This window comes from Paenibacillus sp. S-38, assembly GCF_049942825.1.
GTDB lineage: Bacteria > Bacillota > Bacilli > Paenibacillales > NBRC-103111 > Paenibacillus_G.
In genome coordinates this window covers 349,666-362,959 of record NZ_CP187970.1, presented here as the reverse complement: position 1 = coordinate 362,959, position 13,294 = coordinate 349,666, and the positions used below count along the sequence as shown (strand labels likewise).

Here is a 13,294-nt window from a genome sequence, read left to right as displayed (position 1 = left end):
TAGATGCAGTTATAACCGTTTTTACCCGGTAGCATACGAAGTGCACCCGCCCTCTTCCCTAGAGGCCAAGATAGATCTGTCTGCTGAACGAGCCCTTCCGGAGCACGGCATGCCCCGCCACATGGAAGCCTGCAGCAGCGATCTCCTCCCCGATCTCCTCCGTCGCGACAATGACGGCCCGGGCCGCGAGCCGCCGGACACCCGCCAGCAGGCCTGCCTGCTCCTCGGCCGAGAGCTTCGAGCACAGGTTGTACGGCAGGTCGAGCACGGCTGCGTCGTACGTCTCCTCTAAGCCGGTCATATCGGCCAGCCGCACCGCCGACTCCGGAAAGCCGAAGTGGCGCAGATTCACCCGTGCTCCGCGCACGGCCAGCGGGTTGATGTCGCAGCCCTCGCTGCCGATGCCCATCGACAGCGCTTCGACCAGCACCGTGCCCATGCCGCAGCACGGGTCGATCAGCCGCCGGCCGGCTCCCTCCGGCACGGCGATGTTCACCACCGCCCGGGCGACCCGGGTGCTGAGGGCGGTGGAGTAGTTCTGCGGCTTCTGCGCATGCTGCAGCCAGTGGGCTTCGCCGCGGTGCAGCGGCCCGAGCAGCCAGCGGCCGTCTGCGCAGGTAAGGCCAAGCACGTGCTGCGGCGTACGCATGTCCGCCCGGCCGCGGATGCGGGCGCCGGCTTGGCGTTCCAGCGCACGCTGCTCGCCGTAGTCGGCGCCGAGCCCCCCTTCGGCGTAGACGACCTTGAACGTGCCGCCGGCGAGCTCAAGCTCCGGCAGCCGTTCGAGCAGCGCCGGCAGGCTGTCTTCCTCGAAGCGCACGTCGAGCCGCTGCTTCAGGAACGGGCTGCGCCCCGGGTCCAGCACGCGCGGCGAACGCAGCCAGCCGCCCTCGGCCGTGCAGCCGAACAGCTCACGGAGCTCGAGCCGGCAGAGCTCAAGCTCGTCCTCGTGGCAGGCATACGTATAGAGACAGGCAGGGGCTTCGGGCTCAGGCCCTCCCTGCCTTGGTTCATGGATAAGGTTCACAGTCGTTCTCTCCTTCTCATGCCGCCATTATATCACACACGGCTCGGCAGACGAGCCGGCAAATGGAAGGTGACGGGAATGCATGAGTAGGGGAGGCCCTTTCTAAATTCTTAGATTTTAACACAAGGAAGGGACAGACCGCCCCAAGCGGCTCTGCCCCCTCCTGCATTCCTTACGTGATGGACCTGCCGGCCATGCTCTGTCGGCTGCAGGCCGGCCGGACACCCCCGGTGCCCTGCTTTCCGCCTGCCTTACCATCCGGCAGTGATCCTGATTGACGTATGCCTTACGGCTTCACCAACGTGGCCTTGCCCCAGTTGCTGCGCTCGGTGGAGTTCGTGTTCGTGCCGTTCCACATCCACTGCCGCTTGCGGTTCTCCCCGTCCTCACTGTCATCGAAGCCGAGGTCGAAGCGGAACTGGAGTCCGTCCGCCGCCTGCATGTTCACCGTCTCCCACGGGATCGCGGCTTCGACCACATAGCCGCCGCTTCTCGCCTTCACCGCCATGCTGACCGCCTTCTGCCGGTTCGTGTTGAACCAGAACCAGAACGGCTGCCCTTCGGCCGTCGGCTGGGCGCTCATGATCAGCTGCCGGTCGTTGAATAGCGGGTCGCCCGGCGTTGTAAGGTCGCCCGGGCCGAAGAACAACTCCACACCGTCCCCGCGCCAGACGTTCATGTCGGTGTACTGGTTGCGCATCGGGGTAGGTTCGGTGATCGATGCGGTCACGTACAGGTTGGCGTTATCCCAGGCCAGCGTGTACTCGCCCGACATGCCCGCCCCGTCGGTACCGCCGACAAGCTGTGCCTCGCTCAGCACATACTTCGGCGTCCCGGCCGGGAAGCCGTTCACTTCACCGTCGATCGGCACCGGCACCGGCGTATACGGAATCGCCATCGTGTTATTGCCAGGCTGCCTTGGCGAATCGCCGAAGTCATAGCGGAAAGGCTCCTTCTCGCCCAGTACCACACGGTAGATGTCGTGGTTCGTGGCCATGACGCCCTGCAGGAACGTCTTGTACGGGCGGTCGGCCACGTTCACGAGGCCGAAGTTATAATGCTCGCCGTCATCCGCCTCGGACCAACGGCCCGTAGCCGCCTGGTCGAGATACGTGAACCAGTGCGCCCCGACCACATACCCGAGCGAGGCTGCCCCTTCCACGTAGGCCCGGTACCGCAGCTGCCGTTCATTCTGGTCGGCGACGAGCAGCGGAGACCCGAGCCCCTGCTCCATCGTGCCGAAGCCGTTCTCGGTCAGGATGAGCGGCTTTCCTCCCGATTTGGCATACACTTCATTTAGCATCGTCACATTGAGATTCTTGGCATAATGGTTCATGGAGATGACATCCATATGACGACCCGCCGCTTCGGCCATGAAGCCGCGCAGCTTGGCGTTGTTCATCGGAATCGTGAGCCAGCGGTCACCAAGCAGCAGGTGATTGCTGTCATACTTGCGGAAGACCCGGGCAACCGTGCCGTAATACGTGTCGAGATACAGCTTCACGAAGTCGTCGATATCATACTGTGCCTGCTGTGAATCGATATAGAGCACGGCGTCGTTCAGCTCGGCGAAGCTGCCATAGTTGCCGTTCCATGCTGCGTTGAACGCTTCGATCGTCCCGTACTTTTCCTGCAGCATCTGCACAAGTCTGCGTTTGGCCGCCACTACGCTGCCCTTCAGCTTCGGAATCTCCGGAGCGATCTTCTGGTAGTGGTTCTCATTGCCTAGGAAATAACCGACAATCAGCGGATTGTTCTTGTTCGGCGTCAGCACCGGCTCCAGCGCCGCTTCCAGCTTCGCTTCCGCCCCGTCCGCGAAGATATCGAAGATCTTGACCCCTTCAATCTTCGCCCACTCCAGGTTCCCAAGCGGCAGGAACGGGAAGTACGGCACCTGGAACTGCTCCGACAGCGGCGTAGGCGACCAGCCGCCCGCGCTGTTGAAGCCCCACTTTTTCATCCTCGCCCAGCTAGTCTGGTAGAAGGCTTCCGAGGTATACGGCGTTCCCGTCTTCTTGATATAGTTCGCAAGGTAATAGGAAAAGTAGTCTTTGGTACCCATGAAGGCCGACTTGTACTCGGTGGCGGCGTAATCCGGCAGCCACTCGAAGATCTCTTCGCGCCCCGTCACCTGCGTATACGTGTCGTTCGGCGAGATGCCGTTGATCCCCACACTGAAGAAGGCCGTGCCCAGCGGGGTAACCAGGATCTTGCGGCCGTCGGCCGCCGTCTGGACATTATAATAGCCCTTGGCCTGCAGGCCGTACGTCTCTTTGCTGCCGACAAGTCCGCCGTAGGCATCCCAGTTCGGAGCCCGCAGCCCGTCATAGTAGCTCTTGTCAGCGGCCATATCGGCACGGAGCTCGTCATCGGTCTTCACCTTCTCGGGGAAATCCGCCGAGTTCATCTGCCCGTACTTATCCACGACCCAGTCCGCCTTCGAACGGTACACATATGAGCGCGGCGCGCTTGCTTCCATGCCATCCTTTATAGCGAACGCATGAAGCGTCGCCGAGTCCTGGATGCTGATCGCTCCCGTATAAGGCTGCGCTTCCGTCTCCGCGTTCAGCTTGTAGAAGATCTGCGCTCCGGCGGTCGGGGTCGACAGCGCAACGGAGAGCGGCTGGCCGACAACGGTTCCGTGATCGGGCACGGCCAAGACCGACATCACATTCTTGTTCAGGATGACTTTGCCGATCTGCGGCGTCCAGGCTTTGGCATCGCCCTTTACCTCAATCTTGAGATATCGGGTGCCTGCAGGCAGTCCCCTGGCTTCATAGACGAACATCTGCCAGTTGGAGACCGACGCACCGCTCTTGTACGGCTGGAGCACCACTTCGGTAAAGGAGGTGCCGTTCGGCGAGGCGTACACTTTCAGAGGCTCAACCGCCACGCCCATGAAGAAATAGCTGTGGATGGCAAAAGAACGGATATCGTAGTCCGTCTTGTAGGTTAGCGACCCGAGGGCCGTTGTCGAACGCGTCGCCCGCTTGAGGTCGCCGCCGAGATACTGGGCATCCGCTCCCTCCGTCCGCATATTCGTGCGGGCCATCACATTCCCGAATGTGTCGAGCGGGTCCACAAGCCCCGGCAGGTTCGCAGGCTCCTCTCCCGGCCCTGTCCCCGGCTGCCCCTGCACGAGCAGCAGATACGGCTTATTCGTACCAGCCTCTTTGGCGTTCACATAGGCGGCCCCGTCGGTGGTGTTCACGATCCCGACACTGGCCGTGGTTTTGCCCAAGGCCTTCTGCCCTTTGATATACCCGGTAATGTCGATGGACATCCAACCGCTCGGCTCATACGGCCATACGGCTTCGCCGATCTCGGCCCCTGCGGGTGCCGGGGTGGGCAGCGTCTTCGTATTGTAGGTCATCGCGCCTTCGGACCAGCTGTTCTCCACACCGTACAGCCTCAGCCTTGCCGGAGCCTGGGAGGAGTCATACGTCTGGCCGTACAGGTTCAGGTATACCTTCTGCGTACCGGTATCGACCTTCGACAGGTCGAACTTCAGGTAGGCCTCGCGGTTCTTCAGCGCCTTCATGAACAGCAGCGGCTCGGTTCCCCGGCTCGTGTCCGGTACCGTGCCGTCCACATAGACGTCCTCGCTCACAGGAACGACGTGGTCCTGGGTGCCCCTGACGATATAGCGGAACGTATTCACGGCACTGGCCGAGGCCGTGTTCGTCCCGAACTGCGAGTATGCTTTCAATAATACGATCCCGCTCAGTCCGATCGGTTCTGTATACAGCTTTTTTACAGGGGATGTTCTCGGATCGCTGCCGTCGGTCGTGTAATAGACGGATGCGCCGGCTGTAGACGAAAGCGTCAGCTTGGCACCTGCCGGCACCTCTCCAGGAGGCATGCCGGGCACCACGACGGACGGTCCGTTCAGCACCACCCTGCCGATCAGGGGCGAACGGACGATCAGCCCCCCGGTGTATTCGATCTTCAGATATACGCTTCCCGCGGTAAGCCCCTCGAGCTCGTAGATGATGAGCGGATAATACCCGCCAAGCTCGATCAGCTTAGGGGTTACCCTCGTATAATCGGTTCCATTCGGCGAGACATAGAACAGCGGGTGATCGTACGGCTGCCCCTGCGGGTGGTAATAGCCGTAGACCGCAAAGGACTGTAGAGGCTCCGCCGTCTTGTAAGTGATGAATTCCTTGTAAGCCGCGCTGCGCTTCACCCGGGTCGGATCGAAGCCTCCCGTGCCGGCGCTCTCGAGCGTCAGCGTCGGGGAATGCTCATGGGTGAGGCTCCAGCTCTGTAACTCGTCGTTCCGAACGGATGCGGCCGGCTCTGCCGCTTGTACCCCGTACCCCGGGGCCCATCCGACGAAGGTGGAGAATATCAGTGACCACAGGCACAACATCAACAAACCTCTTCGAAGATTCATCGCGCTTCCCTCCAGAATAGAGTGATGTGGAACCGCCAGAATCGAGTGCTGTTTGTCTGTCTGTTGCTCCGCAGCTGGTATGGAAGCATCCGGCTGCCCGGAACGCCCCGTATCTATACGCGTCTCTACGCCCTTGGAGTGGACATCAGTCAAAGAACAGAAGGAAAACATTCGGTTGTGCGAAGAAGCTGCGAATCCGGGGGAGAGGTGGACCAAGCCCCCGCTGCTTGTCGCGGGGGCCGCCGTGGGTCCGGGAGCTTATTTGAGGTTATGCTGCTTTTTCATGATGTCATAGATGTCTTTGGCCAAAAATGCTTTATCGCGGTCTTTCTCATACCAGTTCTGGAACCAGTCCTCGACTTTCTTGCCGTTCCCTTTGTTCCAAGTATCCTGCGCATCCTTCATGGCCTGCTCGGGTGTATATTCCTTGCCGCCAAGCACCGCCTTCACCCAGATATCGTCGATCGGCTTTGTCATGCTGTCGGAGATGACGTTGACGTCCTTGGGCAGCTGCGGCATATGCTCCGGATGGGTCAGCTCCACATAAGGCTTGGAGGGATCGAGATAGATCGCCAGCGCCTTCTGGTAGAGCTCCAGCCCTTCCTTCTGAATCGGAATCTCACTGTTGAAGGCGGACACCGTCTTGCCGCACTTCTCATCGAGAATGCCCGAGGAAAGCATCTGGTAATCCGCCGTCCAGCCCACCTCATTCTTGGATTTCTCGGGGTCGACCGGCACCGGGCAGCCCGTCGGCCCCGGCTTCCAATGCTCGTTCTCGATGCCGTATTTCAGCGTCTTCACCGTCTCCGGCTTCACCAGGAAGTCGACGTACTTCATCACCGCCTCCGGGTGTTTGGCCGCCCGGTTGACGAAGGCCGTTGCCTGGACCGGATTCGTGAAGGCCGGATTGAATTCGCCCGCCGGGCTCTTCGGATAGGCGATCGGAGCCACTTTGGCGTCCGGCACGTTCTTCTTCAGGCCCGCCAGCTCACCGTTGACGAAACTCGGCCAGTTGATCTGCAGCGGATAGATGCCGATCTTGCCGTTGATGAAGTCCTGCTTCGCCTTGGCCCCGTTCTTGTCATTGAGGTAATCGCGGTCGACGATGCCTTCATCGAACAGACGCTTCTTGAACTCCGCCGTATGGCGGAAGTTTTCCCAGTTGCGGACGAGCTTGCCGTCTGTCACGACCCAGCGGGTGGCCTGGAAGATCTGGTCGACAACGTAGCCGGACTGGAAGGAGATGGCCATGCCGTAGGTATCCTTCTTCCCGTTGCCGTCCGGGTCCTTCTCGGCGAACGCTTTGGCCACCTGATACAGCTCTTCGGTGGTCTTCGGCGCCTGCAGGTTCAGCTTCTGCAGCCAATCCTCGCGGATCAGGAGCGCATGGATCGGCACAACCTCGGAGAGGCGTGCGAACTCATAGAGCTTGCCGTCCGACTTCAAGCCGACCTTGCGGAGAGCCGGATTGTCCGCGAGCAGCTTCTTGTATTCCGTGCTGTGCTTCTCAATGAGCTCGTCGATCGGCATCATCTGCTTCTGGTCGTAGATCGGATTCTTGATATGGGGCGCATATTCGAAGATGAGATCAGGCGCGCTGGCCGAGGAGAAGAGCACGTTCAGCTTCTCCTGCGACTCCCACCGCGGCACCGCCACGAACTTCACGTTCGCTGGCCCCTTCTCGTTAATCCACTTCGTCCAGCGGTTGCTCTCCACCGTGCCTTCCGCCTTGGGAACCGCCCCTTTGTCATAGATCGTGACGGAGATATCCTGCTTGACCGGCGGCTTCGACGGATCGTCCACCGCCTCCTTCGGCGTCTGGTCGCTGTTATTGCAGGCAGCCAGCAGCAGCCCCATGGACAGGGAGGCGATCAGGGAGGCAACAACCTTTTTACCGATACGTTTCACTTGCACAGCACCCTCTCTCTTCTATTCGCAAGCTCCGGCTACCCCTTGATCGACCCTAACATGACGCCTTTCACGAAGTATTTCTGCAGGAAGGGATATACGATCATCATGGGGATGATCAAGACCATGACACCCGCGGCCTTGATGCCCTCCGGCGTAAGACTGGCGGCATCCTCCGGCTGGACGGATACCAACTCCTGCAGCAGCGACTGCTTCCGGATCATCTGCTGCACGAGTACGGTCAGATTATACTTGTCGGTCTCATTGATGTAAATCAGCACGCTGAGGAACGAATTCCAGAAGCCCACGCCGTAGAACAGCGTCAGGGTGGCCAGCGCCGGCAGGGACAGCGGCAGCATCATCCCGATCAGCATGCGCCACTCGCCGCAGCCGTCCATCCGGGCCGCATCCTCCAGCTCCTCCGGAATGTTCTCGAAGAACGTCCGCAGCACGAGCATGTTGTACGTATTCACCAGGGCGGGCAGCCAGAGGGCGCCGTAGTTGTTGACGAGCCCCAGCTCCTTGATGACGAGATACGTCGGGATCGTGCCGCCGGCGAACAGCATCGTGAACACCGCCGCAAGGAGGAACCACCGTCTGCCGAAGAAATACCGGCGGGAGAGCGGATAAGCGGTCAGAATGGTGCAGACCATCGACAGGATGACACCGACAACGGTAATGATCAGCGAGTTGCCGAATGCCTCGACGATCCGCGTGCCCTCCCACAGCATCTGATACGATTCCAGCGTCCAGCCCACCGGCCAGAGGGTGACCCGTCCCGAGAGAACCGCATGGGAGTCGCTCAGCGACAGGGACGCCAGATGTACAAGCGGGAGCAGGCAGGTCATGGCGACAAGAAACAAGAGGAGATAGTTGACGGTATAAAATAATTTTTCGGAGAACGTGGATTTCATCGGCTCTGCCTCCTTTCTACCAAAGCCCTTGGTTGAACCGCCGCGCGATTGTGTTCGCGGTGAGCACAAGGATGAAGCCGACCAGGCTGTCGAAAAGCCCCATGGCCGTCGTCACGCTGAACTGCCCGCGCTGGATTCCGAAGGTATAGATATACGTGGAGATGACCCCCGAGACACTCGATACGGCTTCATTCTGGAGCACCCAGACTTGGTCGAAGCCGACTTCCATGATTTTGCCGACCCCAAGGATCAGCAGCAGAATGACGGTGGACGAGATGCCCGGCAGCGTGATGTGCCAGATCTGGCGCAGCTTGCCGGCGCCGTCCATCGCCGCGGATTCGTACAGGTGCGGATCGATCGTAGTCAGAGCCGCCAGATAGATGATGGCGGAGAAGCCCATCTCCTTCCAGATGCCCGAGCCGATGAAGACCGCGATCCAGGAGAAGGGTTCGTACAGGAACGGATACGGCTCTCCCGTTAAGCTCGTGATCCAACGGTTGATCGAGCCCGATTCGAGGGAGAAGAGCGAGAGCACGATGCCCCCGACAATGACCCAGGATAGAAAATGCGGCAGATACACCAGCGTCTGTACGATCCGTTTGAACCACATGCGCCGCGCTTCGTTCAGCAGGATCGCGAGAACGATCGGCACGGGGAATCCCACCACCAGCGACAATAGGCTGAGCAGCAGCGTATTGCGGATGATGTTCAAGGTCTGCGCCTGGTTGAACAGCAGCTCGAAGTTCGCCCAGCCCACCCAAGGGCTGCCGAACACACCGTCGGCAAAGTTGTAATCCTTGAATGCGATCACCAGGCCGCCCATCGGGACGTATTTAAAAATGAGATAGAACAGGATTCCGGGCATGAACATGAGCAGCAGCGGCACGTTCTGCTTCCACTGCCTGCGCCGGCGCAGCTGCTCGCCGGAGAGGCCGGGCCGCTCTTCTGCGCCGAGGCTGCCCAGCCTTGACGTTTGTATGGACTTCATACCATCCCTCCTTCCGGGGGGCCTGCTTGCTTTTCGGTGAAGCGGCTCCCAGTCGTTTCCTACAGCTCCTATCATACCGCTTTGCGGTAAGCGCTTCCTTGAATATTTAGCCATAATTCTTGAGTATTTTGAGCAAAAGAATGACCGTTCGTCCGTCCCCAAAAAAACCACAGGGCCCGGCGTGCCGGACCCTGCGAGGGGCCTGAGCGCTCAGCCGGAGCGTACCGGCTCCGGCCTGCTTTGGGTTAAGGCAGCGTCAGAACCGCCCCGGACAGCGGGGCGTTCAGCTGCCGGTGAACGGGCTCGGCTGACGTGTCCCGCCCCTTCCACACATAGAGTGATACGGTCGTAAGCTCCTTCAGCAGCAGCCGCACCGTGTACGTCTGCCCGCCCGATACCGCCGTGCCTTGGACATAAGCCCGGTCACCGGAGATCACGAGCCAGTCGAACGCTCTCACGTACAGCTCTGCCCCGCCGGGTTCCCCTGCCACACGCAGCGTGCCGGCCATGCCGCCGGCCTTGTCGTACGAGGCCAGCCCGCTCAAGACGAGGGCCCCGGTCCGCTTGCTGAGGAAGGTGCCTCCGGGCAGAAGCCCGTTCACGGTCACGCTGCGGCCTGCCACAGGCGCGGCCACCGCCACCGTGCTGCGGACCGGCGCAGGCGCGGTGTAGAAGGGATTGGCCGCCAGCTCCGCCTTCACCTCGTACAGGCCGGGCGGCAGCTGCGCCCCCGCTTCGGCACGTCCGTCCGCCCCGGTAGCATACACGCTGTCCGTCACGCCGGCGAGCTCGCGAAGCGTGCCGTCCGGACGGACCTCCGACACGGTGAAGCGCACCGGCAGACCGGAGAGCGCCCCCGCGCTGCCGTCGTCCGCCTGCACCACTTGGGCGGACAGCGAGACCGGCCGGCGTTCCTTCACGTAGGTCTCGCCGGTGTACTTCACGGCTGCGTCCTCCGGCCGGACCGTCAGCGCGCCCTCGGAGGCGGACGCCCGGAGATACAAGCCGGCCGCCGGCGCATAGGCCGACTTCACGGCCAGCTGTCCGTTCGCCGGTCCGGTACCGATGCGGTAAGGAAGCACCACCCGGCCCTGAGCGTCCGTGACGGCGGTGCCCGCCGCCGTGCCGTTCACCTCGAAGCTGAGCTCCGCCCCCGGCACGGGGCTGCCCGCAGCTCCGCTGAGCTTCGCTTCCAGCTGCACCTCATCGCTGTACTGCCCGGAGGCCGGGGACAGCTCCAGCACCGTGGAGCCGTAGACGGCGAACGCCACCGTCTTCTTCGCCGTAATGCCTGCCGTGTTCACGGCTTCGACGGTCAGCTCGTGGCTGCCCGGCTCCGTCACCGGCGTGCCTTCGGTCCACGGAGCGCCGTCCAGCGTCACCGACTGGCTCCGCACGCCTGCCGCATCCTCCACCTCAACAACCGGCAGCGTTTCATCCGTATACTCGCCGCCTTCCTCGACGCCCGTGACCCGGATGACCGGCGCCGCCCGCTTGACGAGCGTCGCCTGGCCCCAGTGCCCGCGGTTCGTGCTGTTGGCCGAGGTGCCGTTCCACGCCCACTGGCGCTTGCGGGTATTGCCGTCTTCGCTGTCATCGAAGCCGAAGTCGAACAGGAAGCGTGTATCCGGCTGCCCTTGCAGATTGATGCTGTCCCAGGTCAGCGCCGCTTCGAGCACATACCCGCTGCCGTCCGGCAGGAGCTTCACCGCCATCTCCACCGGCTTCTGGCGGTTCGTGAAGAACCAGTACCCGAACGGCTGCCCGTTGTTCAGGCCCGCGCTTGCGATCAGCTGCCGGTCGAGGAACAGGGGATCGCCCGGCGTGGTCAGATCTTGGGGACCCACGAACAGCTCCACCCCGTCGCCCTTCCAGACATTGATGTTCGGATTGTTGTTCTTCATCGGCGTCGGGTCCTTGATCACCGCGGTCACATACAGGGCGCTCTCATCCCAGGCAAAACGGTACTCGCCCTGCATTCCCTCTCCGCCGGTGCCGTTCACCAGCTGGCCGGGTCCCAGCGTGAACGCCCCCGCGTCCCCCGGGAAGCCGTTCACCTCGCCGTCGATCGGGATCGGTGCCGGCGTATAAGCGATCTCCATCGTGTTCGACCCCGGCTGTCTCGGCGTATCGCCGAAATCGTGCTTGAACGGGGGCCGCTGACCGAGCGCCACCGGATAGATGTCCTTGTTGGACGCCATCACCCCTTCGAGGAAGGGCTTATAAGGACGGTCGGCGACATTCAGCAGCCCGAAGTTATACCGTTCCGCGCTGCTGTTAATGCCTTCGGCCCACCGGCCGGTGGCCGCCTGATCCAGGTAGGCGAACCAGTGGACGCCTACGATATAGCCGAGCGAGGCGGCGCCTTCCACATAGTTGCGGTAGCGCAGCATCCGTTCGTTCTGGTTGGCGACGAGCATCTGAGGCGGGGCTCCGAGTCCCTGCTCGCTGCTCCCGTACCCGATCTCGGTGAGCATAATGGGCTTGCCCCCCGAGGCTTGATGAATGTGGTTCAGCATAACGGTATCCAGATTTTTGGAATAGTGGTTGATCGAGATGACGTCCAGGTGCCGGCCCGCCGCCTCCGCCAGGAAGCCCCGCACCTTCACGTTGTTCACGGGCAGGGTCAGCCACCGGTCGCCGATCAGCAGGTGGTTCGGGTCGTACTTGCGGAACACCCGGGCCACCGTGCCGAAGAACGTGTCGAGATACAGCTTTACGAAGTCGTCGACATCGTACTGGGCCTGCTGCGAATCGATATACAGCGGGGCGTCGATGAGCGCCGTGAAGCCGGTATAGGTGCCGTTCCAGGCGGCGTTGAACGCCTCGATCGTCCCGTACTTCTCCTGCAGCATCTGCACGAGCCTGCGCTTGGCCGCCACCTCGCTGCCCTTGAGCTTGGGCAGATCGGGAGCGAGCTTGTGATAGTAGCTCTCGTTGCCGAAGAAGTACCCGATGATATACGGATTGTTCTTTTGCTCCGTCAGCATCGGACCCAGCGCCGCATCGAGCTTCGCCTCCGCTCCGTCGACGAAGATGTCGAAGAATTTCAGCCCGTTTACCTTGGCCCAGGCCATGTCACTCAGCGGCAGGAAGGGCACGTGCGGGACGCTGAGTTCCCTTGAGAGATTGACCGGGGTCCAGCCGGCCGCCGTATTGAAGCCCCACTTGCGTATGCGCTCGATGCCCTCGTTATACAGGCCTTTGGAGGTGTAAGGCTGGCCTGTCTTGCGGATGCGGTTGGCCAGATAGTACGAGAAGTTATCCTTTGTGCTTAGGAATGCCGACTTGTACTCGCTCTCGTAGGGCGGAATCCACTCGTAGATCCCCTCCCGCCCGGTGACTACCGTATACGTATCCGTCGGGGCGATCCCGTTGACCCCCAGGCTGAAGAACAGATTGCCCTCGGGCGTCACCATCATCTTCCGGCCGGCGGCCTCCTGGATGCTGTAGAAGCCGGTCGCATTCAAGCCGTACTGCTCCCGGCTGCCCTTCAGCCCGCCGTAGGAGTCCCAGTCCGGCGCCTGCAGCGCTCCGTAATACGCCGCATCCGCCGCTGCATCCTCCTGCAGCTGGCTCTCACTGGTCACCTTCTCCGGGAAGGTGGCCGATATCCACTGCCCGAAGCGGTCCACCTGCACTGCGGTGGCGAGCGCCTGGGTTTCCGCCGTGGCTGCGGCGCCCGGATCAGCAGCTAGAAGGGGAACCGCTTCCCCGGACGGCGAAGCATTTCCTTGCGCTGCTTCGCCGTCCGCTGCAGTGCGGTATACCTCCGGCCCGTCTTCGCCCGGATGGACCTGCTCTCCAACCTGATCTTGTCCGGAACGAATTCCCTCGCCCGCCGTTCGTTCAACAACCCCGGCACCTGAATATGTAACCGTTTTCAAATGTGGGGCTAAAGCCCCGCCCGAACCCCCTGCAGCAGCATACGCCGTGATCGGAACCCCTATCCCCGAGAACAGCAGCACACCCGCACAGCCCCCGCTCAGCAGCTTGCGAACGTTCATCGATATCCCTCCTTATGGCTGGCCTACCGTTGCCCTTCCCCCTCTCCGCTC

6 protein-coding genes are annotated in these 13,294 nt (G+C 61.7%); all 6 read right to left on the bottom strand.

The features are described 5' to 3' along the window. Positions 1 to 58 precede the first annotated feature (58 nt). Positions 59 to 1,027, bottom strand: coding sequence for a TRM11 family SAM-dependent methyltransferase (locus tag ACP26L_RS01845; RefSeq protein ID WP_426450766.1), 969 nt, complete (start codon positions 1,025 to 1,027; stop codon positions 59 to 61). A gap of 286 nt (positions 1,028 to 1,313) precedes the next feature. Next, complete coding sequence (locus ACP26L_RS01840; RefSeq protein ID WP_426454784.1) at positions 1,314 to 5,402, bottom strand: DUF7594 domain-containing protein; 4,089 nt, start codon at positions 5,400 to 5,402, stop codon at positions 1,314 to 1,316. A 282-nt stretch (positions 5,403 to 5,684) separates the two neighbouring features. Then, complete coding sequence (locus ACP26L_RS01835) at positions 5,685 to 7,334, bottom strand: extracellular solute-binding protein (RefSeq protein WP_426450765.1); 1,650 nt, start codon at positions 7,332 to 7,334, stop codon at positions 5,685 to 5,687. 38 nt (positions 7,335 to 7,372) lie between these two features. Further along, complete coding sequence (locus ACP26L_RS01830; RefSeq protein WP_426450764.1) at positions 7,373 to 8,248, bottom strand: carbohydrate ABC transporter permease; 876 nt, start codon at positions 8,246 to 8,248, stop codon at positions 7,373 to 7,375. Between the two features lie 16 nt (positions 8,249 to 8,264). Continuing rightward, the gene (locus ACP26L_RS01825) at positions 8,265 to 9,236 is read right to left on the bottom strand and encodes an ABC transporter permease (RefSeq protein WP_426450762.1); all 972 of its coding nucleotides are present in this window, start codon (positions 9,234 to 9,236) and stop codon (positions 8,265 to 8,267) included. Positions 9,237 to 9,481: 245 nt separating this feature from the next. Next, entirely contained in the window at positions 9,482 to 13,243 is a 3,762-nt protein-coding gene (locus tag ACP26L_RS01820; RefSeq protein WP_426450760.1) for a sugar-binding protein, read from the bottom strand. Between the last annotated feature and the right edge of the window lie 51 nt (positions 13,244 to 13,294).

Coding starts and splice junctions, on each gene's coding strand:
- ACP26L_RS01825 (WP_426450762.1), bottom strand. CDS start 9,236: ATGAAGTCCATACAAACGTCAAGGCTGGGCAGCCTCGGCGCAGAAGAG.
- ACP26L_RS01830 (WP_426450764.1), bottom strand. CDS start 8,248: ATGAAATCCACGTTCTCCGAAAAATTATTTTATACCGTCAACTATCTC.
- ACP26L_RS01840 (WP_426454784.1), bottom strand. CDS start 5,402: ATGTTGTGCCTGTGGTCACTGATATTCTCCACCTTCGTCGGATGGGCC.
- ACP26L_RS01820 (WP_426450760.1), bottom strand. CDS start 13,243: ATGAACGTTCGCAAGCTGCTGAGCGGGGGCTGTGCGGGTGTGCTGCTG.